This window comes from Antrihabitans spumae (assembly GCF_043944905.1).
Taxonomy (GTDB): Bacteria; Actinomycetota; Actinomycetes; order Mycobacteriales; family Mycobacteriaceae; genus Antrihabitans; species Antrihabitans spumae.
The window spans coordinates 1-25,296 of sequence record NZ_JBIMSN010000070.1; the positions used below are offsets into that span (position 1 = coordinate 1).

Here is a 25,296-nt window from a genome sequence, read left to right on the forward strand (position 1 = left end):
CGCGCAACGTTAGTAAAGCTAACGACAGTGCGCCCCTCATTTCGCAACAGCCCGGATCCCGTCCCAAAATGTCAGGAATGGGCGCTCAGCGTGAGTGCCGCCTGTATCTGCTCCTCGGTGGGCAGTGAGGTGCTCGCTCCCGCGCGCGTGGTGGCGATGGCACCGGCCGCGCAGGCCCAGGTGAGCGCTCGTTCGGGTCCCTGCTCCCAGGCCACCGCGAGTGCACCGGCAAAGGCATCGCCCGCGCCTGTCGTGTCGATGGCCTCGACAGGCAGCGACCGCACGACCACTTCTTCACCGTTGGGTCCGCGATAGGTTGCGCCGTCCGCACCCAACGTTGTGACCACATGCGGGACCGCGGCGAGTACGGCCGGACCGAGTTGCGCCGATTCGATGCTGTTGAGGATCAGGACGTCGATGACTTCCAGAAGGTCCGGCGGAAGTGGTTGCACCGGTGAGGGATTGAGCATCACGGTGGTGCCGTTCGCCCGGGCGTGGCTTGCTGCCGCGGTCACTGTCTCCAGCGGAACTTCTAGCTGGCACAGGAGCAGGTCGGCCTGACCGACTGCCGAGAGTTCGTCCGCGGACAGATCGGTGACGGTCGCGTTGGCTCCTGCGACGACGATGATGCTGTTCTCGCCTGTGCGGTCGACGGAGATCACCGCGACGCCACTCGGACCTTCGACCTCGCGGAGGTACTGCGTGCCGACGTCGTTGAGAACGAGGGTTTCGCGCAGTTCGAGTGCGAAGGTGTCGTCGCCGACCGCTCCGATGAACTCGACTTCGGCTCCCGCTCTGGCCGCAGCGATAGCTTGATTGGCGCCCTTGCCGCCGGGCGTAAGCGCGAACGTCGCGCCGAGAATCGTTTCACCAGGCGCCGGCAGAGTGTCGGTCGTGGTGACCAGATCCATGTTGACGCTTCCGAGGACCGTGATCGTACGAGCCGGCCCGTCCACATTGGTCATACTTCCCCAGGTTACGGGCGTATCGGGCATTCCGTCGGAGGCGCGACGGGGTCGCGTGTGCCACGGTGGCTACGCTGTACCCATGACGGCTGCGACCGATTCCAAGTCCGCCTCCGAAGCCGGTGCAGACACCGCGTCTTCGCAGGTGAGCGCCACTTCCGAGGGCGTCCGCGAGGTTGTTCACGATGCTGCGCGAAAAGCGCGAGTCGCGTCGCGAATCCTTGCTTTGCTCACGACCGCCGAGAAGAACGCCGCGCTGCACGCGGCGGCCGACGCGGTGCTTGCCAACGCAGAAGCGGTGCTGGCGGCCAACGCGGCGGATATCGACACCGCTCGTGACGGCGGAACCGGCGAATCTCTGCTCGATCGACTTCGGCTGACCAGCGCGCGCATCGACGGTATTGCTGCCGGATTGCGCCAGGTAGCGACCCTGCCCGACCCTGTAGGCGACGTCGTTCGCGGTTCGACGCTTCCGAATGGACTGGAAATTCGTCAGGTCAGGGTCCCGCTCGGAGTAGTCGGCATGGTCTACGAAGCGCGCCCGAACGTGACTGTCGATGCCTTCGGACTCGCCTTGAAGTCAGGAAATGCTGCGCTGCTGCGTGGGTCCTCGTCGGCCGCGCAATCGAACCTTGCGTTGGTGACGATCTTGCGCGAGTCGTTGACCGCGAGTGGCCTGCCCGCAGATGCGGTCCAGCTGCTGCCGAGCGCCGACCGCTCCAGTGTCACTCACCTCATCCAGGCGCGTGGCCTGGTCGATGTCGTCATCCCACGCGGTGGCGCCGGCCTGATCAACGCCGTCGTTCGCGATGCGACCGTGCCGACGATCGAGACCGGAACCGGAAACTGCCACGTGTACGTCCATTCCGCTGCCGACCTGGATATGGCCGAGAAGATCCTGATCAACTCCAAGACCCGGCGAACGAGCGTGTGCAACGCCGCCGAGACCGTCCTCATCGACGACGCGATCGCCACGACAGCCGTTCCGCGGCTGATCGAGGCGCTCGAGCGCAACGGCGTCACGATCCACGGCGACCTGCCCGGTCTGGTGCCCGCCAACGACGACGACTGGTCGAACGAATATCTCTCGCTCGACGTTGCGCTGAAGGTGGTGGCAGACCTGGACGAAGCAGTCGCGCACATCGACCGCTACGGGACCGGACACACCGACGCGATCGTGACCGGCGACTTCGCTGCGGCGCGCGAATTCACGGCACGCGTCGACTCCGCGGCGGTGATGGTCAACGCATCGACGGCCTTCACAGACGGCGAGCAGTTCGGCTTCGGTGCCGAGATCGGCATTTCCACGCAGAAACTGCACGCGCGCGGGCCGATGGGGCTACCCGAGCTCACCTCGACGAAATGGATCGTCTGGGGCGACGGACAGACCAGGCCCGTCTGATGGAGACCACAGTGCCGGAAGCACCGGCGATGTTCGCCTCTGTCGACGACGTCATCGAGCGGTTGGCGCAGACCGGTTATCTGGCCGACAAGGGCACTGCGACAGCTGTTTTCCTTGCCGACCGGCTTGGCAAACCACTCCTGATCGAGGGGCCTGCAGGCGTCGGTAAGACCGAACTCGCCAGGGCGGTCGCGCAGACTACCGGTGCCGAGTTGGTCCGGCTGCAGTGTTACGAAGGCGTCGACGAGAGCCGCGCGCTGTACGAGTGGAATCACGCGAAGCAGATCCTTCGGATCCAGGCCTCCAGTGAAAACCACTGGGAGGAAACGAAACAGGACGTCTTCTCCGAAGAGTTCCTGCTTTCGCGGCCGCTGCTCACGGCGATCCGCCGCACCGAGCCGACCGTGTTGCTCATCGACGAGACCGACAAGGCCGACGTCGAGATCGAGGGTCTGCTGCTGGAGGTACTCAGCGACTTCGCGGTCACCGTACCGGAATTGGGCACCATCGTCGCGACCCGCAAACCCTTTGTCGTGCTTACCTCCAACGCGACCCGCGAACTGTCGGAAGCTCTCAAGCGGCGCTGCCTTTTCCTTCATCTCGACTTCCCCGACGAAGATCTGGAACGACGGATTCTCGCCAGTCGCGTACCGGAACTTCCCGAAGCTGTTGCACAGCAAATGGTCCGGACGATTCGGGTGCTGCGCGGTATGCAATTGAAGAAGTCGCCGTCGGTTGCCGAGACGATCGACTGGGGTCGGACGTTGCTCGCGCTCGGGATGACAGCGCTCGACGACAAGGCCGTTCACGCCACACTCGGGGTCGTCCTCAAACACCATTCCGATCATCAGCGCGCGATCTCGGAGCTGAAACTGAATTGACCACTCCGCTTGCGCCGCAGGGACTTCCAGCGCACCTCGTCGGATTCGTCGGGGCGCTGCGCAAGCGCGGAATTCCAGTCGGTCCGTCGGAAACGGTCGATGCGGGACAGGTTGTCGCGGTGCTCGACCTGCTCGATCGTGATGTTCTCCGCGCAGGCCTTGCTGCCGCGTTGTTGCGCCGGCCAACGCACCGCCCGACCTTCGACGGCTTGTTCGATCTGTGGTTCCCGGCGGCGATCGGGGCTCGGTCGGTCGATTCCGAGGAACTCGAACTGCCGCGTGATGCGAAGGGTGAACTCGACCTGGACGCTGTTCGGGAGCTGCTGGCCAACCTGCTGATCGACGACTCGGCCGAAGCCGCGCTGCTCGCGAGTCAGCTGGTCGAGCAACTCGGGCAGTACCAGTCGGCGAACGGTCCGTCGTTCTCCGCCTACCAAACCCTGCGCGACCTGAAGCCGGAGGAGCTGCTGCAGAAGATCCTCCAAGGCCTGCTGCAACGCAGTGGTGCAGGCAAGGACGACCCGGACGGCGACGTCGCGTCCGAGGTTGCGAGAAGGACAGCAGCGCAACGTATTGCGGACTTCAGAACCATGGTGGAAACCGAGACCCGGCGGCGGTCGGCCGAACGCCTCGGCAAAGAACGTGTCGCCAAGTACGGCGTTCCGAAGCAGGCCGACGAGGTCGACTTCCTCCGTGCGTCCGATGCCGAACTCGCGTTGTTGCGTCGCAGCGTGACGACTCTGGCACGGCTGCTCGCGACCCGTCTGGCAGCCAGACGGCGGCGCGCGCGCCACGGCGAGATCGACCTACGCAAGACGCTGCGCAAATCGATGTCCACAGGGGGAGTCCCCATCGATCTGGTGACTCGCAAGCCACGCCCCGGCCGTCCCGAGCTGGTGATCCTGTGCGACGTGTCCGGGTCGGTCGCGGGCTTCAGCCACTTCACACTGTTGCTCGTGAATGCGCTGCGTGAACAGTTTTCGCGCGTTCGGATCTTCGCGTTCATCGACTCCGCCGACGAGGTGACCCGGTTCTTCGATCCGAACGCGGACTTCGCGAAAGCGATGTGGCGAATCATGAACGAGGCGGATGTGATCCGCTACGACGGCCACTCCGACTACGGCAGCGCGTTCGGCGTCTTTCTCGACAAGTTCGTCGGCACCGTCACCGGACGGACCTCGGTGCTCGTCCTCGGCGACGCCCGCAACAACTACAGGGACCCGAACTTGGCGGCCGTCCGAGCACTCGTTTCGGTCAGCAAACATGCGCACTGGCTCAATCCCGAACCGCGCAACCAGTGGGGTTCGGGGGACTCGGCGGCCGACGAGTACGCCAAGGTGATCGACATGCACGAGTGCCGCTCGGCGAAGCAATTGACAGCTGTGGTCGCAGGTCTGCTGCCTATCTAGGTAAGCGGCTTCATCGCCGCTGGGTAAGCTCGACAATCGTGCAGAAGGCCGGTAACCGCAAAGTGGGCGTGATGGGTGGAACGTTCGACCCCATTCACCATGGACACCTCGTGGCGGCAAGCGAAGTTGCAGACCGATTCGACCTCGACGAAGTGATCTTCGTGCCGACGGGAACGCCGTCGCAGAAGGAATCGAGCAAGGTCAGTCCCGCCGAGGATCGTTACCTCATGACCGTGATCGCGACCGCGTCCAACCCCCGTTTCTCGGTGAGCCGCGTGGACGTCGATCGCAAGAAGATCACCTACACGGTCGACACGCTGCGCGACATTCGTGCGCAGCATCCCGGCGCCGACCTGTACTTCATCACCGGTGCCGATGCCCTCGCGAGCATTCTGTCCTGGCAGCACTGGGAAGAGTTGTTCGATCTTGCCAACTTCGTCGGCGTCAGCCGTCCAGGCTACGAGTTGGGGGACGAGCATCTTGCCGACTACCTCGACAAGTACCCACCGGGTGCGTTGACTCTGATCGAGATACCGGCCTTGGCCATATCGTCGACGGACTGCCGGAAACGCGCCGTCGAAAATCGGCCCGTCTGGTATCTCGTCCCCGACGGCGTCGTCCAGTACATCTCCAAACGTCAGCTCTACGGCACCCGTGCCCAGCCGTCGTCGGAAGGCGCGGCACCGATGTCGTCGCCCGTGGCAGCAGCGGTGCCCGACCATACGGTCGACGACCGAACGGTGCACCAAAAACCAACGATCGAAAACAAGACGAAAGGCACCAAGTGAGCGCATCGAACGAGGCCATCGAGATAGCCCGGATTGCCGCCTTGGCCGCCGACGACAAGCTCGCCTCCGACGTCGTCGTCCTCGATGTCTCCGAGCAGTTGGTCATCACCGACTGTTTCGTGATCGCGTCCGCGCCGAACGAACGCCAGGTCAACGCGATCGTCGACAACATCGAAGAGAAGTTGAAGGAAGCCGGGCACAAGCCTGTCCGGCGCGAGGGCACCCGCGAAGGTCGCTGGACTCTGCTCGACTACATCGACGTCGTCGTCCACGTTCAGCACAACGACGAGCGCAACTTCTACGCGCTGGAGCGGCTGTGGAAGGACTGCCCGACCGTCCCCGTCGAGGGTCTCGGATCGGGCGCGACCCGCGCTGCAGCGGCGGCCGCCAGTGCGAGCGAGGATGAGTAGCCCGCGCATCCGCCGGTTGATATTGCTGCGCCACGGTCAGACCGAATGGAACGCCGGTGATCGGATGCAGGGTCAGTTCGACACCGACCTGTCCGCGCTCGGGCGCACGCAGGCGAAGGAGGCAGCGCGCGAGCTGTCGACGCGTAAGCCGCGGATCGTCATCTCCTCCGATCTTCGGCGTGCGTCCGACACGGCCGCCGAACTGGCGACCGCCGCCGGCGTCGGCGTGACGCTCGACGAGCGACTTCGCGAGACCCACCTGGGCGACTGGCAGGGCCTTACCCACACCGACGTCGACGACGGCTACCCCGGTGTCCGCGTCGCGTGGCGTCGCGACGCCACGATGGCGCCGCCCAACGGCGAGAGCCGTATCGACGTGGCGAAGAGGTCGCGTCCTGTCGTCGACGAGTTGCTGGAGCAGGATCCGGCGGAGTGGTCGCAGGCGCCGATCGTCCTCGTCGCGCACGGTGGGCTGATTGCCGCGTTGACTGCGTCGCTGCTGGAGCTGCCCGTCGATCGGTGGTCGATCCTGGGTGGTCTGGCAAATACGAGCTGGGTCCAGCTGGGAGCGCACGGTGACGGCACGGTCGTCGACTGGCGTCTCGACGTGTGGAACGCCTCGGCGAGGGTGGCATCGGATGTCCTCTGAACGTCCGGTGCTGGTGATCATCGCCGATTCGCTGTCCTACTACGGACCGAAGGGCGGGCTCCCCGTCGATCATCCGCAGATCTGGCCGACGCTGGTCGCGAAAGAACTCGGCTGGGATGTCGAGCTCATCGCGCGAATCGGCTGGACCTGCCGCGACGCTTACTGGGCGCTGACGCAGGATCCGCGGGTGTGGGCGAGCGTCCCGAAGGCAGGCGCGATCGTGTTCGCGGTGGGTGGGATGGACTCGCTGCCGTCGCCGCTACCGACCGCCTTGCGCGAACAGATTCGCTACATTCGACCGCCGACGTTGCGCCGCTACGTGCGCGCCGGCTATCAGTGGCTGCAACCACGTTTGTCGAAACTCGGTAGGCCCGTCGCGCTGCCGCCGCGGTTGAGCGTCGAATATCTCGAAAAGTCCAGGGCCGCTTTGGCGTATCTGCGACCCGAACTGCCTGTCATTGCGACGCTGCCCGCGGTACACCGCTGCGATGCGTACGGCCGCGTGCATGCAGGCCGTGAGCCGGCCGTCCGGGCGCTGACCGCCTGGTCGAGCGAGACCGGAGTTCCACTCGTCGATCTCGGCGATGCCGTGCGCAGCAACATCTTCTCCGACGACGCCAATCCGGACGGGATTCACTGGGGTTGGGATGCCCACGTCGCCGTCGCTGCGGCGATGGTCGAGGAGATCCGTAGGGCCCGCACGGTGCCGAACGATTCGACCAACGAAAGAGTCCGGTAACGCTGTGCCAGTAGTGGTTGTCACCGATTCCTCGGCGTGTCTGCCGGTCGAACTGGCCGAAGACTACGGAATCATCGTCGTGCCCCTGCACGTGCTCGTCGGCGACGACGCAGTGCTCGAAGGTGTCGACGAGATGCCCGGCGAGCTCTACGACGGCGCCGCCACCACGTCGGCGGCCTCGCCGGGTGAGCTGAAAGTGGCCTACACCAGGGCGATGCGAGCGAGCAAGGGCGACGGCGTCGTTGCTGTGCACCTGTCGCGGCATCTGTCCGGCACGTGGGAAGCAGGCAGACAGGCAGAGCTTGCGCTCGACGACAACGTCCGCGTCGTCGATTCCAGAGGCGCAGGCATGGGGACGGGGTTCGCCGCTCTCGCTGCCGCACGCAGGGCCGCAGCCGGGGCATCGCGGGACGAGGTCTATCAAGCTGCGGTCGACGTCGCCAAGCGGTCGAAGTGCTACATCGTCGTGGATCGTCTCGACCAGTTGCGACGCGGTGGCCGGATCAGCACCGCCGCGGCCGTACTCGGAACCGCGTTGGCTATGCAGCCGGTGTTTCAGGTGGTCGACGGCAAACTCGCTCTCAAAGAGAAGACCCGAACGTCGTCGAAGGCGTTGGCAAAACTGGTCGAGGCGGCGGTCAAGGCGAGTGGTGACACCCCGACCGCACTCGCCGTGCAGCATCTCGATGCGGCCGATCGTGCGGAGCAGATTGCCGACGAACTCAGGTCGCGCATTCCGCATGTCGACGAGGTCGTCATCTGCGAATTCGGACCGACGCTCGGCGTCCATCTCGGTAGGGGAGCGGTCGGGGTTGTCGTCGTACCTGGTGGAGCATCGTTCGACAGCGCTTCGGCCGTCGATAGTGAATCGTAAACCGTTGTACAGCAGGTGGTTTCGGAGTTATCCACAGCCACTGACTTATCCACAGGGCAATCCATAACCCCAGGTCGGCTCGATCGATGCGGCGGGACCTCGATCTAACGTCGCGTGCATGCGCAGCAACAACCACGCCCGCGACCGTATCCGCGGGCGCCTCGATGCCGTCATCGGAGCCGAGCAACCTACGAGGGTGGACGTAGCAACGTTCGACGACCAAGTGTCCGACCTCGACACCGAGCGGCCGCGTTGGCTCGACGACCCGGAGTCGGCTCCCGCCGAATCCGGCTGGGTTCCGGATAGATTCCGCGGCGCTCGGTTCGATCCGGGCCGTCGCGGGATGATCGCGCTTGCTGTGGTCGGCGTTGTCGTTGCTCTCGTCGGCGGCGGGGTTGTATTGCGCGACCGCGACCGACCGCATTCGGTTCCCGCGCTTCCGGCGGTCGCCGCATCGGAGGTGCAGCCGGGAGCGGTGCCGTCGGGAGCTGTGCCGTCCGATCCCGCTGACGAAACGCCGGCCCAGGTCCCCGCCACCGAGGAGCTTGTGGTGAGCGTCGTCGGTCTGGTGCACAGGAACGGCCTGGTCCGGCTGCCACCCGGGTCACGTATCGCCGATGCGATCGCGGCTGCCGGGGGAGCCAAGGACGGTGCCGACCTGTTCAGTCTGAACATGGCGCAGCGCGTCGCCGACGGCGATCAGATCTTGGTCGGGGTAGCTGGGACGGACGGTGGTCCGCCCGCACTCGGGAGCGGCGTCGCGCCCGCAGGCGGTCGATCCGCGCCGCCCGCCGGTGCGCCGGCAGCTGCAGGCAAGGTGAACATCAACGACGCATCCGAAACCGAACTCGACGGATTGCCAGGCGTGGGTCCCGTGACAGCCGCTGCGATCATCGCGTGGCGCACCACGAACGGCAGGTTCACCGAGATCGAGCAACTCGGCGAGGTCGACGGCATCGGACCGACGCGGTTGGCGAAACTGCGCGATTCGGTGACGTTGTGAGTCGGTGACGTTGTGAGCACAACGGAGAATGCGGTCGAGACCCCTCCACTCGACTTCAGGCTGCTGCCGGCTGCCGCATTGTGTTGGCTGACAACGCTGTTCGGCATCCTGCTCGGTTGGCGCGTTGCACTCGGGATGTTCGTCGTGCTGACGGTAGTCGCGGCTGCCGTATTCGTGGCCTTCCGATATCGCGCCGCTCTGGCGCGTCGCGTCGGTGCCGGTGTGATCGCCGCCCTGCTGCTTGCCGCAGGCTTCTCGCTCGCCGTCTGCGTGCGATCCCATGCGTCGACGACGCATCCGCTCGCCGAACTTGGCGAAGGTGCGTACGTGACGGCAACCGTCGTGCTGTCCGACGATCCGAAGCCGATACGCTCACCCGGCGGCCCGGCCTGGGTGACCGTGCCGGCTCAATTGCGTGAGATTCGGATCGCGGCCGGTGCCAGCGCAATCGGTGGTGCGGTCGTGGTCATGGCACCCGCCGACTCCTGGCGCACGCTGCTGCCTGGTCAGGAAGTGGAAGTGCGTGGATCGGTTCGTCCGCCACGTCATAGCGACCTGACGGTCGCGATGATCCGGGCAACGGGACCGCCGCGTCGGGTCGAGGCGCCGTCTCGGCTGCAGCGGTTCGCCGGCGATGTCCGCACCCGGTTCGCCGCGGCAGCGAGCGAGGCCCTTCCAGGGGCGGAAGGTGGTCTGCTCCCCGGCTTGGTCGTGGGGGACACCTCGGGTCTCCCCGACGGAGTTCGGGAGGAATTCAGGGCCGCCGGGCTGTCGCACCTGACGGCCGTCTCCGGCGCGAATGTTGCGATTCTTCTTGGCGCCGTGCTGCTTTCGGTGCGAGGACTGACACTCGGTCCGCGCACGGGTGTGGTGTTGGCTGCACTCGCGCTCGCCATGTTCGTCGTCATCGCCCGGCCGTCACCGAGTGTGCTGCGGGCCGCGGTGATGGGTGCGGTCGGGTTGCTCGCGCTTGTGACCGGTCGGCGTAAACAGGCGATCCCGGCACTTGCGACCGCTGTCATCGTCCTGCTCGCGGTCTATCCGGCGCTGGCCGTCGATTTCGGTTTCGCGCTGTCGGTGTTGGCGACGGCCGGTTTGATCTTGCTCGCTCCGACGTGGGCGGACTGGTTGCGAGCGCGTGGAGTGCCGCGGGCTGCTGCGGAAACGCTCGCGGTGGCGACTGCGGCGTTCGCAGTGACGACACCCGTGGTCGCAGCGATGTCGGGGACGGTCAGCACGGTGTCGATTGTCGCGAATCTGCTTGTCGGCATTGTGATTGCGCCGATCACGGTCGTCGGCGCGATCGCGGCGGTGCTCGCCTCGGTCTGGTTTCCCGCCGCGGTAGTCGTGGCTCGGTGTCTCGGCCCGCCGCTGTCCTGGCTGATCTGGGTTGCCGAGCAGGCTGCTGCATTTCCCGGTGCGTCGATCACCGTTCCCAGTGGTATTCCGGGAGCCGTGCTTGCGCTCTCGGGTGTCGTTGCTGTCGGCGTCGGGATCCGGTTCGCGGTCGGGCGGACGCGGTGACACCGACCGCCCAACGTCGCTGTCGGATGTTCGTGCAACGATCGTCGGCGTGAGCGAATCGGAGCAGCTCGACCAATTGCATCTTGTACTCGGCGAGGAGGAACTGCTGATCGAGCGGGCGGTAGCCGATGTGATCGCGACCGTACGTAAGGCAGGCGGTGGCGACAACCTTCCTGTGACTCGGCTTCGCGCGGGTGATGTGACGGTGTCGGAGCTCGCCGAGATGTTGAGCCCGTCCCTCTTCGCCGAGGATCGTGTGATCGTGCTGGAGGCCGCGGCCGAGGCAGGCAAGGATGCGGTTGCGCTGCTGCTCGATGCGGCGACCGACCCGCCGGACGGCGTCGTGCTGGTTGTACTTCACACCGGCGGTGGGCGCGCGAAGGCGCTTGCGCCCGCGTTGCAAAAGGCGGGAGCGGTGGTCCACGAGGCCACCAAGATCACCAAGCCTGCCGAGCGGGTCGATTTCGTCCGCGGTGAGTTTCGCGCCCTCGGCGTCAGGGTGTCGGTCGACGTGGTCCAGAGCGTACTCGAGGCCGTGAAGAACGACCTCCGCGAGTTGGCCGCTGCCTGTTCTCAGCTCGCTGCCGATACCGGCGGGAAGATCGACGTTGCCGCGGTCCGGCGGTACTACTCGGGCAGGGCAGAGGTCACGGGCTTCGAAGTTGCGGACCTCGCTGTCGCGGGTGATCGGGCCGGCGCGATGGAAGCGTTGCGCTGGGCGATGCTGCGCGGAGTGCATCCGGTTCTGCTCGCCGACGCTCTCGCCGATTCGGTGCACACGATCGCTCGGGTCGGGTCCGCAGGCGGCGGAGATCCGTTCCGACTGGCAGGTCCACTCGGGATGCCGCCGTGGAAGGTCAAGAAAGCGCAGGCGCAAGCCCGCGGCTGGAATCCGGACACCATCACCTCGGCTCTCAAGGCGGTTGCCGAACTCAACGCCGACGTGAAAGGTGCGTCCGCCAACACCGACTACGCGGTGGAACGAGCCGTCGAGACCGTAGTTGCGCTTCGAGCGCGGAAGTAACGGGGAAAAGCGGATGCTGTTGGTCGCGAACCGTGGCGAGATTGCGCTCCGAATCATCGATACCGCCCGCGATCTCGGGATCGACACCGTCGCGGTCTACGCGGTCGACGATGCGGACTCTCCACATGTCCATGCCGCAACGACCGCCGTGGCCCTTGCCGAGTCCGGTCCCGCCGCCTACCTCGATCACGGTGCGATCGTGTCGGCAGCGACGCAGTCCGGCGCCGAGCTGGTCCACCCCGGCTACGGGTTCCTCAGCGAGAGTGCTGAATTCGCGGAGGCCTGCGCCGCCGCTGGGCTGACGTTCGTCGGTCCCAGCCCGACCGTGCTGCGCTTGTTCGGCGACAAAGCCGCTGCACGCGAGGCAGCCGTCGCTGCCGAGGTCCCGGTCCTCGCCGCGACGGCAGCGGACGCGTCGCTCGAACAGGTTCGTGAGTTCTTCGGCGAGCACAGTTCCGGCATCATGATCAAGGCGCTTGCGGGTGGTGGTGGCCGCGGGATGCGCGTCGTGCGCGATCCGGCCGACCTCGACGCCGCGTACAGCGCGTGCGCAGGCGAAGCTCTGCACGGCTTCGGTCGCTCCGAGTTGTTTGCAGAAGCGTTGTGCGACAACGCTCGTCATATCGAAGTGCAGATCGTGTCGGCAGCGTCCGGCGCCACAACGACCGCCGTCGCGATCGGCGACCGCGATTGCAGCGTTCAGCGCCGACAGCAGAAGCTGATCGAAATCGCACCGGCACAGGGGCTTTCCGACGACCTCCGACATGAATTGCACGCGAGCGCAGCACGGCTGTGTGCGTCGGTGGGCTATGTCGGGATTGGTACGGTCGAATTCCTGGTCACGGCAGAGGGTTTCGTGTTCCTCGAGGTGAACCCGCGGATTCAGGTCGAGCACACGATCACCGAGGAAGTGACCGGTATCGATCTGGTTGCCGTCCAGCTCGCGCTCGCGCGCGGCGCAGATTTTGCGGGTCTTGCTCTCCCGCAGGGCGTTCGCGCAACCAGCGCCGACGCTGCTGTGCCGGTCGTCGCGGGAACCTGCGCAGCCTCGGTCGGCATCGCAGTGCAGACCCGCGTCAACACGGAGACGATGACGCCCGACGGCGACGCCATACCGTCGACGGGCAGGCTCACCGCGTTCAGTCCGCCTACCGGCCCTGGGGTGCGCGTCGACACCTACGGCCGACCGAACCTGGTGCTGAGTGCTCGCTACGATTCACTGCTCGCGAAGGTGATCACGCACAATCGCGAGCCGAACCTGCCTGCGGCAATACGCAAGGCCCACAACGCACTCGCCAACTTTGCCATCGGCGGTGTGGCCACCAACATCGCTTTCCTGCGAGCGATACTGTCGGACAACGAGTTCGGTGAAGGCCCGGTTGCCACGACATGGCTCGGCCACCGTATCGCCGACTTTGCGCTGCCTGCTTCGACCCGCCAGGTCGGGGGTCGTGCCGTCGAATTGCACGCGGGGGAGGAGCTGCTGCGCGCACACCTCGTCGGGACGGTCGTCGAGACGGCGCGCGAAGGCGACGACGTCCCCGCGGGCGCACCCGTTGTGGTACTCGAGGCGATGAAGATGCAGCATGTCGTTCTGGCCCAAGGGGATTCGCGCGTGGTCAGGATTTTGACGGCGCCGGGATCGACGGTCGGGCCGGGAGACGCCCTCGCTGTGGTTCGTGGCGTGGATACGGTGGCATCCGATGCCGAAGCTGCGCTCGATATCGACCACGTGCGCGACGACCTCGCCGAGATCCTCGACCGGCACGAGCGGACACTCGATGCGGCTCGTCCCGCGGCTGTTGCGAAGGTACACGGGCGCGGTCGGCGTACCGCTCGGGAGAATGTCGCCGACCTCGTCGACGAAGGAACGTTCGTCGAGTACGGCGCGCTCGTGCTGGCTGCGCAACGCAGTCGACGCAGCGAAGACGACTTGATCGCGAACACGGCCGCAGACGGTTTGGTCGGCGGCATCGCGCAAATCGGCGGTGCCGAAGCAGTCGTGATGTCCTACGACTACATGGTGCTTGCAGGCACCCAGGGCGCGCGCAATCACGCGAAGACCGATCGACTGCTCGACCTGACGGCTCGCAGGCGGGTTCCGCTCGTGCTGTTCGCCGAAGGTGGTGGCGGGCGACCGGGCGATACGGATGCCGGTGCCGCCTTCGGTCTCGACCTCGACACGTTCAGGTCGCTTGCCGCGTTGAACGGCAAGGTACCGACCGTCGCCGTCGTGTCCGGCCGGTGTTTTGCGGGCAATGCCGCACTCGCCGGTGCGTGTGACGTTCTCATCGCGACCCCGGACGCGAATATCGGAATGGGCGGGCCCGCGATGATCGACGGCGGTGGGCTCGGTGTTTTCCGACCCGAAGACATCGGTCCGATCGACGTCCAACGAGCAAACGGTGTCGTCCATCTGGCGGCCCGCGACGACGAGCACGCCGTCGATCTTGCCAAGCGGTACCTCTCCTATTTTCAGCCGAGCGCGACCGAATGGACTGCACCCGACGAGCGGACCGCGCGCCACGTCGTTCCCGAGAATCGGTTGCGCGCCTACGACGTCCGCACCGCCATCGAGTCGATCGCCGACATCGGGTCGGTGCTGGAACTGCGATCCGACTACGGCGTCGGTGTCGTCACCGCGCTGATCCGTGTCGAGGGTCTGCCGTACGCCGTGCTGGCAAACAGCAGTCATCACCTCGGCGGCGCGATCGACGCAGAGGCTGCAGACAAGGCCGCCGACTTCCTCACGATGTGTGAGGCGCACCGATTGCCGGTGGTTTCGCTGTGCGACACGCCCGGGTTCATGGTCGGACCCGATTCGGAAGAGGACGCGACAGTTCGTCGGTTCGGACGGTTTTTCGTCGCAGGCGCTCGACTGACAGTGCCCTTCGGAATGATCATTCTGCGCAAGGCCTACGGGCTCGGCGCCATGGCGATGGCGGCGGGATCATTTCACGCACCCGACTTCACGATTGCGTGGCCGACCGGCGAGATCGGGCCGATGGGGTTGGAAGGCGCCGTGCGTCTCGGCTTCCGCAAAGAGTTGGACGCGGCGGCCGACCCGGCGGCTCGGGAAAAGTTGTTCGATCAGTTGGTGGCGATGGCCTACCAGCACGGGAAGGCATTGACGGCGGCGACGACGTTCGAACTCGACGACGTCATCGATCCCGGTGCGTCGCGACAGTGGATCCGCCGACTCGGGACGCGCTGACGTCGAACCCGGTCTATCCAGATGCTCTGGACACACCAAAAGCCGCCGCGGTCATGTGACCACGGCGGCGCAGCGTCGAGTGTTTTAGATCAGAGCTTGTTGAACGCGAGCGAGAGTGCGGACTTCTTGTTCGCAGCCTGGTTGGCGTGGATAACGCCCTTGCTCGCGGCCTTGTCCAGCTTGCGGCTCGCCGAGAGCAGCGCAACGCCGGCCTTGTCCTTGTCGCCCGCTGCAGCAGCCTCGCGGAACGTGCGGATCGACGTACGCAGCGCCGACTTCACGGACTGGTTGCGCAAACGGCCCGCCTCGTTGGTGCGGATCCGCTTCACCTGGGACTTGATGTTTGCCACGCGTGTGTTCCTTCGTTTTATTCGGGGGAGCTCGCTCTTTGTGCTCGAGAAAGCGATACTTTTCCAAGACGTTGGGCGCGGTGACGCGCCGACAGTCGAGAATACCAGCATCGGCACGGCCATCCCAATCCGGCGCCGACCGCTGTGGACTCGAGGCCGAGGATTCCAGAATTTAACACCTCCCTGCCCACGCCCGCTGGCCATCTGTAGCACCATGACCGAATGACCACCCGATCGACGACGAAGCAGTCCAGGTCGCAGCTGTCCCGAATCCGATCATCGGACAAGCCGTCGCAGGTGTTCGACGACTACGACTCCGCCGGACGGTACGGCCGCGCTTTCGACGAGATGTTCGATGCAGACGGCAAAGTGCGAACGCCTTACAAAGGCATCTACGACGGACTTGCCCCGTCCGACGTCGACGATCTCGCAGCCCGCGCCGAAGCCTTGGGTCGCGCATTCATCGACCAGGGCATCACCTTCTCGCTCTCCGGCCAGGAGCGGCCCTTCCCGCTCGACCTCGTTCCGCGTGTCATCGCGGCCGCGGAGTGGGCTCGGCTGGAACGTGGCATCAAGCAGCGCGTGAAGGCACTCGAAATGTTCCTCGCCGATATCTACGGCGAGCAATCGATTCTGCGTGATCTCGTCATACCGAAACGACTGGTCACCTCCTGCGAGCACTTCCACCGCGAAGCTGCAGGCTTCGTGCCGCCGAACGGTGTCCGGATCCACGTCGCAGGCATCGATCTGGTCCGTGACGAGAAGGGCACCTTCCGGGTGCTCGAAGACAACCTCCGGTCACCGTCCGGAGTGTCGTACGTGATGGAGAACCGCCGAACGATGGCGAGGGTCTTCCCCGATCTGTTCTCGTCGCATCGGGTTCGTGCGGTCGGGGACTACGCGACACATCTGCTGCGCGCCCTGCGTGCGTCGGCTGCGATCAACGAGGCCGACCCGACGGTCGTCGTGCTGACCCCTGGCGTCGCGAACTCCGCCTACTTCGAGCATTCGTTGCTCGCGCGGCAGATGGGCGTCGAGCTGGTCGAGGGACGCGACCTCTTCTGCCGAGACAATCTCGTCTACATGCGTACGACGGAAGGCGAACGTCAGGTCGACGTGATCTATCGGCGTATCGACGACGACTATCTCGATCCGATGCAGTTCCGACCCGACTCGGTGCTCGGCGTCGCGGGCCTGCTGAACGCCGCACGCGCCGGCAACGTCGTCATCTCCAGTGCGGTCGGCAACGGCGTCGGTGACGACAAACTCGTCTACACCTACGTGCCGACGATCATCGAGTACTACCTCAACGAGAAGCCGCTGATCGCCAACGTCGACACTTTCCGCTGCTGGCTGAGCGACGAACGTGAAGAAGTACTCGACCGCGTCGACGAACTGGTCATCAAGCCGGTCGAAGGGTCAGGCGGGTACGGCATCGTCTTCGGACCGGACGCGACTCCCAAGGAACTCGACGTCATCTCCCGCAAGATCAGGGCGGATCCGCGCGGCTGGATCGCACAGCCCGTCGTGCAGTTGTCGACCGTCCCGACGAAGGTCGGCGACAAGTTGGCACCCCGGCACGTCGATCTACGGCCCTTCGCGGTCAACGACGGCGACAACGTCTGGGTGCTGCCCGGTGGTCTGACTCGAGTCGCGCTGCCCGAGGGATCGTTGATCGTGAACTCCAGCCAGGGCGGCGGTTCCAAGGACACCTGGGTGCTTGCGAGCCGAGCCTCGGTCGCCGAGCGCGAACTTGCCGGTGACGAGCTGGTCGCGGAGCCGTCGGCGCAGAACCTCGCCGAGAACGGTCCGGAGCTGAGTCCATCGCAGATCCAGCAGCAGCAACAACAACAGCAACAGCAGCAGCAGGTCGCCGTGCCGAGCGACGGGAAGGTGTGACGCCATGCTGGCCCGCAACGCAGAATCGCTTTTCTGGATCGGCAGGTATGTCGAACGCGCTGACGACACCGCACGCATCCTCGACGTCGCAGTCCATCAACTGCTCGAAGACGCGACCGTCGACCCCGACCGGACGTCCCGACTGCTACTCCGCGTTCTCGGTATCGACCCGCCCGACGGTCCGCTCGATGTGTGGTCGGTGACCGACCTGGTTGCGTTCAGCCGAGATCACGGCGGCTCGATCGTCGACTCGATTTCGAGTGCACGCGAAAATGCGCGCGGCGCTCGTGAGGTGACGTCGAGCGAGATGTGGGAGTGCCTCAACACCACGTTCAATGGTCTGGCCGAACGCGAACGAGCTGCTCGGCGCCTCGGCCCGCACGAGTTCTTCCAGTACATCAAGGCACGTGCAGCCATGTTCGCGGGCTTGGCCGACTCGACGCTGAGCCGCGACGACGGGTATCGCTTCCTGTTGCTCGGGCGGTCGGTCGAACGAGTCGACATGACGGTTCGAATGTTGCTCTCGCGAGCAGGCGACCGAACGTCGTCGCCGGCCTGGGTGACGGTGCTGCGGTCCGCGGGCGCTCACGACACCTATCTACGGACCTACCGAGGCGCGCTCGACGCTCACCTGGTCGCCGAATTCATCCTCCTCGATCGCTTGTTCCCGAGGTCGGTGTTCCATTCGATCAGCGTCGCCGAAAGCTGCCTCGACGAACTCGATCAGCGACCCAACAGCCGCGTCGGCGCGCGTGACGAGGCCCAACGTCTGCTCGGCCGGGCCCGTAGTGAGCTCGAGTTTCTCCCGCCCGGTGTGTTGTTGGAGGATCTGCAAGCACGCTTGCTGTCGCTGCAGAAAACGTGTCGAGATGTCGGAGAGGCGATCGCGTTGCAGTACTTCCACGCGGCGCCGTGGGTCGCGTGGACCGACGCAGGCATTCCGATCGAAGGCATGGCAGAAGTGGAGGGTGAACTGTGAGCTGGCGGATGCGAGTCGTCCACACGACGGGTTACGCGTACAACGCGCCCGTGACGTCGTCCTACAACGAAGCGCGCCTGACGCCGCGTGCCGACTACCGGCAGAACGTCATACTCAACCGCGTCGAAACCGATCCGGCTACGCGCTCGTACCGGTACCGCGACTACTGGGGTACCGCCGTCACGGCGTTCGACCTGCACGCGCCGCATACCGAGCTCGAGGTCACCGGTTCGTCGGTCGTCGAGACGGAACCCTTTGTCCCACCGACGGAAACGTGGTCGTGGGACGACTTGAAGAGCGACATGCTGCTCGACCGGTTCGACGAACTGTTGACGCCGACGAAGTATGTGCCGCGCGACCGCAAACTCAACGGTGTCGCAAAGCAACTCGCCAAGGGTGCCGAGCCTGCCGAAGCCGTCGTGAAGGCCGCCGAGTGGGTGCACTCCGAAATGTCTTACGTTGCAGGTACAACGGGCGTTCACACGTCCGCGGTGCAGGCGTGGGACGAACGTAAGGGTGTCTGCCAGGACTACGCACACCTGACGCTGCTACTACTGCGCAGTATGGGCATTCCGAGCCGCTACGTCTCCGGATACCTCCATCCCAAGCGTGAAGCCGACCTCGGCGAGACCGTTGCCGGTGAGAGCCACGCGTGGATCGAGGCGTGGACGGGTACGTGGTGGGCTTACGACCCGACGAACGCTGTCGCCATCAGCGAACAGCACGTGTCGGTCGGTCTCGGGCGCGACTATGCCGATGTTCCACCGCTGAAGGGTATTTACTCCGGCGGCGGCTCGACTGCACTCGATGTTGTTGTGGAGATCACCCGCCTGGCATAACGTTTCGAGCGGAATGCGGGGTCGCAGCAACAAACGAGCGAGCAAAGGTGGGCAATGTCTCCGACTGCACAGGAATTCGTGGAGAAGGAACAGATATCGGAGTTCAAGAAGTACGTTGCGGAAGCGATCGGTACGTTCGTACTGCTCTTCGGTGGCGTCGGTACCGCGGTCCTCGCGGGCAACAACGTGACCTGGCTCGGTATCGCGCTGGCTTTCGGCTTGACCCTGTTGTTTCTCATGTATGCGATCGGCCCGATCTCGGGTTGCCATCTGAACCCGGCCGTCACGCTCGGCAATCTGTTGCTCGGTCGAATCAGTCCGCTCGTCGCGGTCTTCTACGTCGTGGCGCAACTTGTGGGCGGGTTCATCGCCGGAGTCGTGCTGTACGCGGTGGCGCAGAACAACCCGGGATACGACCGTGCGACGAAGGGGCTCGGGGCGAACGGGTGGGGCGATCACAGTCCGTCGGCGTTCTCGGTCGGTGACGGGTTGATCCAGCCTGGCTACAGCGTCGCGGCGACGATCATCATCGAGGTCATACTGACCGGCTTGCTGGTCTTCGTGTTCCTCGCTTCGACCGACCAGATCTCGGATGTGCCGATGGCGGGCATTTCGATCGGACTCACGTTGACCGTCGTCCATCTCGTCGCGATCCCCGTCGACGGTGGCTCGTTCAACCCGGTGCGGAGCCTCGCGGTGGCGCCCTATCAGGACGGCGCACTCGCGCAGGTGTGGGTGTTCGTCGTGTTCCCGCTGATCGGCGGTGCGTTGGGCGCACTCGTCTACGGGGTGCTCTACGGACGATCACGCGAGATGCGTAGCTGACTTTCCCGACAGAGCGAGGGTGCCCCAGACCACTCTGAGTGGCGTCAGGGGCACCCTCGCCTCGTATCTGGGGTTCTAGCGCCAGCTGTACTCGTGGCACAGGCGCGCGGCGACCTCGTCGAACACCTTGCGCTCCAAAATTGCGCCTTCACGCCTGATGCCATGCTCGGGGACGTCCAGCACGCGGTCGAGTCGGACCCAACTCGGCCGTCCCTCGTGATCCCAGCCGCCCTTGCCGATGCTGATCCAGTTCCTGTCGGCGGCGTGTGATGCATTCGACGACAGCATCAACCCGAGCAGCGTGTCGCGATCACGTCCGACCACAAGCACCGGGCGATCCTTGCCGTTGTTCGGATCTTCTTCGTAGGTCACCCAGGTCCACACGACTTCGCCCGGATCGGCGCGGCCGTCCAGACGCGGTGCGTAGACGATGCGACGGGCACGCTCGGAGGTCGGCACAGCGTTCGAGGCGACCGGCCGGACGTCGATCGCGGTCCTCGACTTGGCAGGAGCGCCGTTTGCAACATTCGGGAGCACCCCCGACTTTTGCAGCCGTTCGACCAGCTTGGGCGCCTGACTGCGCACCAATTTGGGTGCTTGTTCCTTGGCAATACTGGTGAGCTGCTTGCCGATTGCGTTCCACGGTCGGGCCATAGGAATCGAGTTTAGTAGCGTCCGCGCACGTTCTCATCCCCACTCCGGCCAGTGCAGGTCACAGCCCGGAATGTCAGGACGCGGCGCAATGGCGGATACGCTGTTATCCGGCGGTGACCACCGTCGACTTCCGAAGGAGACGAGTGCCAAGCTTCGCCGATAAGACGTTCACCGATCCAACGCGGATCCGGAACTTCTGCATCATCGCGCACATCGACCACGGAAAGAGCACGCTCGCAGACCGGATGCTGCAGCTGACCGGCGTCGTCGAAGATCGCCAGATGCGTGCCCAGTACCTCGATCGGATGGATATCGAGCGCGAGCGTGGCATCACGATCAAGGCGCAGAACGTCCGTCTGCCGTGGGTCGTCGACGGCGACGAGTTCGTCTTGCATCTCATCGACACCCCAGGTCACGTCGACTTCACCTATGAGGTCTCCCGCGCGCTCGAAGCCTGCGAAGGTGCCGTGCTGCTCGTCGACGCCGCCCAGGGGATCGAGGCGCAGACCCTCGCCAACCTCTACCTCGCTCTCGACAAAGAGCTGACGATCATCCCCGTTCTCAACAAGATCGATCTTCCCGCTGCCGATCCGGATCGCTATGCCGAGGAGATCGCGCACATCATCGGCTGCGAGCCGGGCGACGTGCTGCGTGTGTCGGGCAAAACCGGCGAAGGCGTCCGCGAGTTGCTCGACCATGTCGTCAAGATGGTCCCGGCTCCGGTCGGCAACGCTGACGGGCCAGCCCGCGCCATGATCTTCGACTCGGTTTACGACACCTACCGCGGCGTTGTCACCTACGTTCGTGTGGTCGACGGTCGGATCGTTCCGCGCGAGAAGATCAAGATGATGTCCACCGGCGCGACACACGAACTCCTCGAGGTCGGCATCGTTTCGCCCGACCCGAAAGCGTCGGTCGGGCTCGGTGTCGGCGAGGTCGGCTACTTGATCACCGGTGTGAAGGACGTGCGCCAGTCGAAGGTCGGCGACACTGTCACCGCCGCGCGCAACGGTGCCACCGAAGCGTTGACGGGGTATCGCGAACCGCGGCCGATGGTCTACTCGGGCCTCTACCCGGTCGATGGGTCCGACTACCCGGACCTGCGCGACGCACTCGACAAGCTTCAGCTCAACGACGCGGCACTGACCTACGAGCCCGAGACGTCGGTGGCCCTCGGCTTCGGATTCCGCTGCGGATTCCTCGGACTGCTGCACATGGAGATCACCCGCGAACGCCTGCAGCGCGAATTCGACCTCGAACTGATCTCGACCGCGCCGAACGTCGTCTACCGGGTCGAGCTGGAGGACGGCAGCGAACACGTCGTCACCAACCCCTCCTACTGGCCGGAAGGCAAGGCGCGCACCATCTTCGAGCCGGTCGTCAAGTGCACGATCATCTCGCCGAGCGAGTTCATCGGCACGATCATGGAACTGTGTCAGCAGCGTCGCGGCGAGCTCGGCGGCATGGACTACCTCTCCGAAACCCGCGTCGAGCTGCGCTACACGCTCCCGATGGCAGAGATCATCTTCGACTTCTTCGATCTGCTGAAGTCGCGCACTCGCGGCTACGCCAGCCTCGATTACGAGGAGTCGGGCGAGCAGGCGTCGCAGCTGGTCAAGGTCGACATCCTGCTGCAGGGCGAAGCGGTCGATGCGTTCAGCGCAATCGTGCACAAGGACGCGGCGGCCGCCTACGGCAACAAGATGACGTCCAAGCTGCGCGAACTGATTCCCCGCCAGCAGTTCGAAGTACCGATCCAGGCGGCCATCGGTTCGCGGATCATCTCGCGCGAGAACATCCGAGCGATCCGTAAAGACGTTCTGGCCAAGTGCTACGGCGGCGACATCAGCCGTAAGCGCAAGCTGCTGGAGAAGCAGAAAGAGGGCAAGAAGCGAATGAAGACGATCGGCCGCGTCGAGGTCCCTCAGGAAGCTTTCGTCGCAGCGTTGTCGTCGGACTCGGACAAGCCCAAGAAATAGCCGGGGGTGCGGGATGCTCGAAACGTGGCTTACCAAAAGTCTTGGTATCGAGCTGCCGATCATCGGTGCACCCATGGGCGGTCGCGCAGGTGGCAGACTCGCGGGTGAGGTGTCGAAGGCAGGCGGCCTCGGGATGCTCGGCGCCGCGCGCTACGCGACGCCGGAGTGGATCGCCGAGGAGGTTGCTACCGCACGCGCGGCTGGGGGAGACGTCGGCATCGGCTTGATGACGTGGTCGCTCGACGACGATGCGACGCTTCTCGACGCGGCGCTCGAGTACGAACCGAAACTGATCTCGCTGTCCTTCGGCGATCCTGCGCCCTATGTCGCGCGGATCCACGACGCTGGAATTCCTGTTCTCGCACAGGTCAATACGATCGACGACCTGCGAGTTGCCGAACGCGCCGGAGTCGACATCATCGTCGCGCAGGGCGGCGAGGCGGGCGGTCACACAGGCCGGGTTGCGACACTGCCGCTGCTGCAGGAAATTCTGGAATCGACATCGCTACCCGTGCTCGCGGCCGGTGGGGTGTCGACGGGACGAGGGTTGGCGGCCGTACTCGCGGCAGGCGGCGAAGGTGTGCTCGTCGGAACCATCCTGCTCGCGAGCCCGGAGACCATCGGACCGGATTATGCGCGTACGCGGGTCCTGGCGGCGGGCAGTGCCGATACCGTCTACACGCCGGTGTTCGACCAGGCCCGCCACCAACCATGGCCGGAACGCTGGTTCGGCCGAGCGTTGGTCAACGACTTCACCGACAAGTTCCACGGCGGAGGTGTGGTCGACGACGTCATCGTCGATGCCTACGATCCTGCCGACCCGAACGTCGGCGTCGTCTACGCAGGTCAGGCGGCCGGGATGGTGACGTCCGAACGTGCAGCAGGGGACGTCATCCGGGCAATGTCGGCGCAAGCGGAGCAACTGTTGAGTGCACTCGGTGCGAAGGTGCGAAACAACGGTCGGTAGGTGGCATCGATTTCGATGGAACCGATCGGAGCGACAGAACGTCGAAGTAGTCGAGGGGGACAAATGACGGTGACCACGCGGGCAGTTGCGGCGCTGGTCGCCGTCGTTTGGTTGTCGAGTGCAGCGGGGTGTGGATCGACGACGGAGGGGAAGCCGGTCGAAGCGACGGGCACATCGACGACCGATCCAGACGAGCCAGCGGGGTTGTTCGATCCATGTACGGAGATATCCGACGACCTACTCCGGCAAATGGGGGTGGATCCGGCGACCGAGTCGTCTGGGATTTCTGGCGTCGAGTTCGAGGACTGGAAGATCTGCCATTGGATTGCCCCCTGGTACGCCCTCACTATTTACTCGAGCTCGCGAACCATCGATGAAATTCGTACGAACTCGACAGTTACCGCATTTCGAGAAGTCCGCGTTGCTCAGCGTGAGGCGCTGGAATATCACACAAAATCGGATCGACCACCCGACGATTGCTTCGTCGGGATCGCTGTGCCAGGCGGGATAGTTGAGATCCAGATAATGGCCAAGTACTTGGAGCCGAAGCTCGAGGAACCGTGCGTGGTCGCTGAACGAGACGTGGAAATCTTGGACGATATTTTGCCGAACTAGCGCAGGAACGAGGGGGAAATCAAATGCCTGACCTGGATGAAACTGCTGCATTTTGGCGGACCTTGTCATCAGATGCTGCAGCTGGTGAGTTGCGCCTGCAGCCCGACGTAGCACAACAAGTTCATGCTGCTTGCATCGCGTTTATCGAGACTCTGGATGCGCTTCGATTCGAGGCGAATCGACTCGGATACGTCTCCGGATGCGGCGACCTTCCCTCAGCACTCGCGCTCGCTGGAAAGTTCGAGCGCAAGGCCGTCGGTGGGGTCGACGCCCTCGTTACTCGGTTCGAGCAGAACATCACCGTGGTGAAGCTCATCCAAGAGACTGTCTCGCATTCGGTGTCGCGACTTGTCGAAGAGGACCGCGACCTCGCCGGCGCGCTGCCGAGTGTCGAGGGTCCCCGATGACGTACGACGATCTGCAGGACCCCATTCATCGCAAATTCATAGACGGACTCGTCCAGAGCGATATCGACGTGTTGTCCGGTGAATGGGGCTCGATTGCGCCGCGATTCACCGGAGCTTTCGACAGCGAACTCGCAATAAAAACGGAAGAACCGTTCGAGGGTATGTCGCACGCCGAGATCTACAGCCAGGTGCGGGGAATTCAGTCGAACGAGGTCAATGCCATAGCCGATGTGTGGCGTGCGTTGGCGGGCCGTTCGGCTGAAGCAGCAACAACATTTGCGGCCGTTGCCCAAGCTGCAATCGGCGAGAAGTGGCAGGGCGCATCGGCGACGAAGGCCGCGCGGGGGATAGCGGCTTTCTCGAGCGGTTTCGCCGATCTGCCGCTGGCAATGCAGATGACGGCCAACGGTCTGGACCTACTCGAAGCACGGCTTGCCGAGGCGAAGGCGAACGTGCCACCACCGCAGCAGTCGGCTGCCGCCGATCCAGGCTCGTTCAACCCGTTCGCGCGCGATTCCGGGTGGAAGACGCAGTACGACAGGGAGACCGAGCTAGAAGAACAGGTCCGAACGGCGATGATCACGCAATATCGGCCAGGTGTGCGTGTCATCGATTCGCAGACACCCGTCTTGCCGGTGCCGGAGAACCCCATCGCAGGTTACGCGATCAGCCACAGCAGCGATCGATCGAGCACGACCAACTCCGGACTGTCCTCGGGTGGGCCGAACCTGCCGACCGCCCCGAACAACGGCCAGATAGGCACGCCGAGCGAGCCCGACCCGACAGACACGCAGACCGGTCCAGCGTCGACCACCCCGGCAGCCGCTGTGCCCTCAGGTATCCCTAGCCCAGATCTTTCTCCGGGCTGACGTGCCGGCTTGATCTGTTTCGGATTGGGTT

The 25,296-nt window shown here is 64.7% G+C and carries 24 protein-coding genes; 21 read left to right on the plus strand and 3 right to left on the minus strand.

Annotated features, from left to right (window positions below; all coding sequences use genetic code 11):
• Window positions 1–71 precede the first annotated feature (71 nt).
• Window positions 72–965 carry a ribokinase gene (locus ACHIRB_RS16825; RefSeq protein WP_395126170.1) on the minus strand — a complete coding sequence of 298 codons (894 nt, stop codon included), beginning with the start codon at window positions 963–965 and terminating at the stop codon, window positions 72–74.
• 82 nt (window positions 966–1,047) lie between these two features.
• On the opposite strand from ACHIRB_RS16825, the gene ACHIRB_RS16830 reads away from it, so the two are divergent.
• The 12 genes from ACHIRB_RS16830 to ACHIRB_RS16885 all read left to right on the plus strand — a co-directional run bounded on the left by ACHIRB_RS16830 (window position 1,048) and on the right by ACHIRB_RS16885 (window position 14,882).
• Window positions 1,048–2,367 carry a glutamate-5-semialdehyde dehydrogenase gene (locus ACHIRB_RS16830; RefSeq protein ID WP_395115465.1) on the plus strand — a complete coding sequence of 440 codons (1,320 nt, stop codon included), beginning with the start codon at window positions 1,048–1,050 and terminating at the stop codon, window positions 2,365–2,367.
• On the plus strand, window positions 2,367–3,248 hold the full coding sequence (locus tag ACHIRB_RS16835; RefSeq protein WP_199707758.1) for an AAA family ATPase: 882 nt from the start codon (window positions 2,367–2,369) through the stop codon (window positions 3,246–3,248). Before ACHIRB_RS16830 ends, ACHIRB_RS16835 begins: the two co-directional genes overlap by 1 nt.
• Entirely contained in the window at window positions 3,245–4,657 is a 1,413-nt protein-coding gene (locus tag ACHIRB_RS16840) for a vWA domain-containing protein (protein WP_395126171.1), read from the plus strand. Before ACHIRB_RS16835 ends, ACHIRB_RS16840 begins: the two co-directional genes overlap by 4 nt.
• A 71-nt stretch (window positions 4,658–4,728) precedes the next feature.
• Window positions 4,729–5,445: a nicotinate-nucleotide adenylyltransferase gene (nadD, locus tag ACHIRB_RS16845; protein WP_395126184.1), complete on the plus strand. Its 717-nt coding sequence runs from the start codon at window positions 4,729–4,731 to the stop codon at window positions 5,443–5,445.
• Entirely contained in the window at window positions 5,442–5,855 is a 414-nt protein-coding gene (rsfS, locus tag ACHIRB_RS16850) for a ribosome silencing factor (protein WP_395115463.1), read from the plus strand. The genes nadD and rsfS overlap by 4 nt, the downstream gene beginning before the upstream one ends.
• On the plus strand, window positions 5,848–6,504 hold the full coding sequence (locus ACHIRB_RS16855; protein ID WP_395126172.1) for a histidine phosphatase family protein: 657 nt from the start codon (window positions 5,848–5,850) through the stop codon (window positions 6,502–6,504). Before rsfS ends, ACHIRB_RS16855 begins: the two co-directional genes overlap by 8 nt.
• Window positions 6,494–7,243, plus strand: a complete 750-nt coding sequence (octT, locus tag ACHIRB_RS16860; RefSeq protein ID WP_395126173.1) for a diglucosylglycerate octanoyltransferase — start codon at window positions 6,494–6,496, stop codon at window positions 7,241–7,243. Before ACHIRB_RS16855 ends, octT begins: the two co-directional genes overlap by 11 nt.
• 4 nt (window positions 7,244–7,247) lie before the next feature.
• Window positions 7,248–8,117 (plus strand): DegV family protein, encoded by an 870-nt coding sequence (locus ACHIRB_RS16865; protein ID WP_395126174.1) that lies wholly within the window; start codon window positions 7,248–7,250, stop codon window positions 8,115–8,117.
• A gap of 118 nt (window positions 8,118–8,235) precedes the next feature.
• Window positions 8,236–9,120 (plus strand): ComEA family DNA-binding protein, encoded by an 885-nt coding sequence (locus ACHIRB_RS16870; protein WP_395126175.1) that lies wholly within the window; start codon window positions 8,236–8,238, stop codon window positions 9,118–9,120.
• A 12-nt stretch (window positions 9,121–9,132) separates the two neighbouring features.
• Window positions 9,133–10,644 (plus strand): ComEC/Rec2 family competence protein, encoded by a 1,512-nt coding sequence (locus ACHIRB_RS16875; RefSeq protein WP_395126176.1) that lies wholly within the window; start codon window positions 9,133–9,135, stop codon window positions 10,642–10,644.
• 49 nt (window positions 10,645–10,693) lie between these two features.
• Window positions 10,694–11,668: a DNA polymerase III subunit delta gene (holA, locus tag ACHIRB_RS16880; RefSeq protein WP_395126177.1), complete on the plus strand. Its 975-nt coding sequence runs from the start codon at window positions 10,694–10,696 to the stop codon at window positions 11,666–11,668.
• Window positions 11,669–11,681: 13 nt separating this feature from the next.
• Window positions 11,682–14,882: an acetyl-CoA carboxylase family protein gene (locus ACHIRB_RS16885; protein ID WP_395126178.1), complete on the plus strand. Its 3,201-nt coding sequence runs from the start codon at window positions 11,682–11,684 to the stop codon at window positions 14,880–14,882.
• A gap of 89 nt (window positions 14,883–14,971) precedes the next feature.
• Here ACHIRB_RS16885 and rpsT read toward each other — a convergent pair whose 3' ends face one another.
• Window positions 14,972–15,232, minus strand: a complete 261-nt coding sequence (gene rpsT / locus ACHIRB_RS16890; protein ID WP_199707744.1) for a 30S ribosomal protein S20 — start codon at window positions 15,230–15,232, stop codon at window positions 14,972–14,974.
• 348 nt (window positions 15,233–15,580) lie between these two features.
• Here rpsT and ACHIRB_RS16895 point away from each other — a divergent pair, with 348 nt between their 5' ends.
• The 4 genes from ACHIRB_RS16895 to ACHIRB_RS16910 are packed head-to-tail and all read left to right on the plus strand — an operon-like array spanning window position 15,581 to window position 19,774.
• A complete protein-coding gene (locus ACHIRB_RS16895) occupies window positions 15,581–17,131 on the plus strand; it encodes a circularly permuted type 2 ATP-grasp protein (protein ID WP_395126185.1) in 1,551 nt (516 codons plus the stop codon).
• Between the two features lie 4 nt (window positions 17,132–17,135).
• Entirely contained in the window at window positions 17,136–18,110 is a 975-nt protein-coding gene (locus ACHIRB_RS16900; protein ID WP_395115455.1) for an alpha-E domain-containing protein, read from the plus strand.
• An 8-nt stretch (window positions 18,111–18,118) separates the two neighbouring features.
• Complete coding sequence (locus tag ACHIRB_RS16905; protein ID WP_199707972.1) at window positions 18,119–18,949, plus strand: transglutaminase family protein; 831 nt, start codon at window positions 18,119–18,121, stop codon at window positions 18,947–18,949.
• 54 nt (window positions 18,950–19,003) lie between these two features.
• Window positions 19,004–19,774, plus strand: a complete 771-nt coding sequence (locus ACHIRB_RS16910; protein WP_395126179.1) for an aquaporin — start codon at window positions 19,004–19,006, stop codon at window positions 19,772–19,774.
• A gap of 75 nt (window positions 19,775–19,849) precedes the next feature.
• On the opposite strand, the gene ACHIRB_RS16915 is transcribed toward ACHIRB_RS16910, so the two are convergent.
• Window positions 19,850–20,428 (minus strand): type II toxin-antitoxin system PemK/MazF family toxin, encoded by a 579-nt coding sequence (locus tag ACHIRB_RS16915; protein ID WP_395115454.1) that lies wholly within the window; start codon window positions 20,426–20,428, stop codon window positions 19,850–19,852.
• Window positions 20,429–20,523: 95 nt separating this feature from the next.
• Between ACHIRB_RS16915 and lepA the strand changes: the two genes are divergently transcribed.
• From lepA to ACHIRB_RS16940, 5 genes are all read left to right on the plus strand, one after another.
• Window positions 20,524–22,407, plus strand: a complete 1,884-nt coding sequence (gene lepA, locus ACHIRB_RS16920) for a translation elongation factor 4 (RefSeq protein WP_395126186.1) — start codon at window positions 20,524–20,526, stop codon at window positions 22,405–22,407.
• 13 nt (window positions 22,408–22,420) lie between these two features.
• The gene (locus tag ACHIRB_RS16925) at window positions 22,421–23,374 is read left to right on the plus strand and encodes an NAD(P)H-dependent flavin oxidoreductase (RefSeq protein ID WP_395126180.1); all 954 of its coding nucleotides are present in this window, start codon (window positions 22,421–22,423) and stop codon (window positions 23,372–23,374) included.
• Window positions 23,375–23,437: 63 nt separating this feature from the next.
• Entirely contained in the window at window positions 23,438–23,989 is a 552-nt protein-coding gene (locus tag ACHIRB_RS16930) for a DUF3558 domain-containing protein (RefSeq protein ID WP_395126181.1), read from the plus strand.
• A gap of 23 nt (window positions 23,990–24,012) precedes the next feature.
• Window positions 24,013–24,396 (plus strand): hypothetical protein, encoded by a 384-nt coding sequence (locus ACHIRB_RS16935; protein WP_395126182.1) that lies wholly within the window; start codon window positions 24,013–24,015, stop codon window positions 24,394–24,396.
• Entirely contained in the window at window positions 24,393–25,265 is an 873-nt protein-coding gene (locus ACHIRB_RS16940; RefSeq protein ID WP_395126183.1) for a hypothetical protein, read from the plus strand. Before ACHIRB_RS16935 ends, ACHIRB_RS16940 begins: the two co-directional genes overlap by 4 nt.
• Window positions 25,266–25,296: the final 31 nt, after the last annotated feature.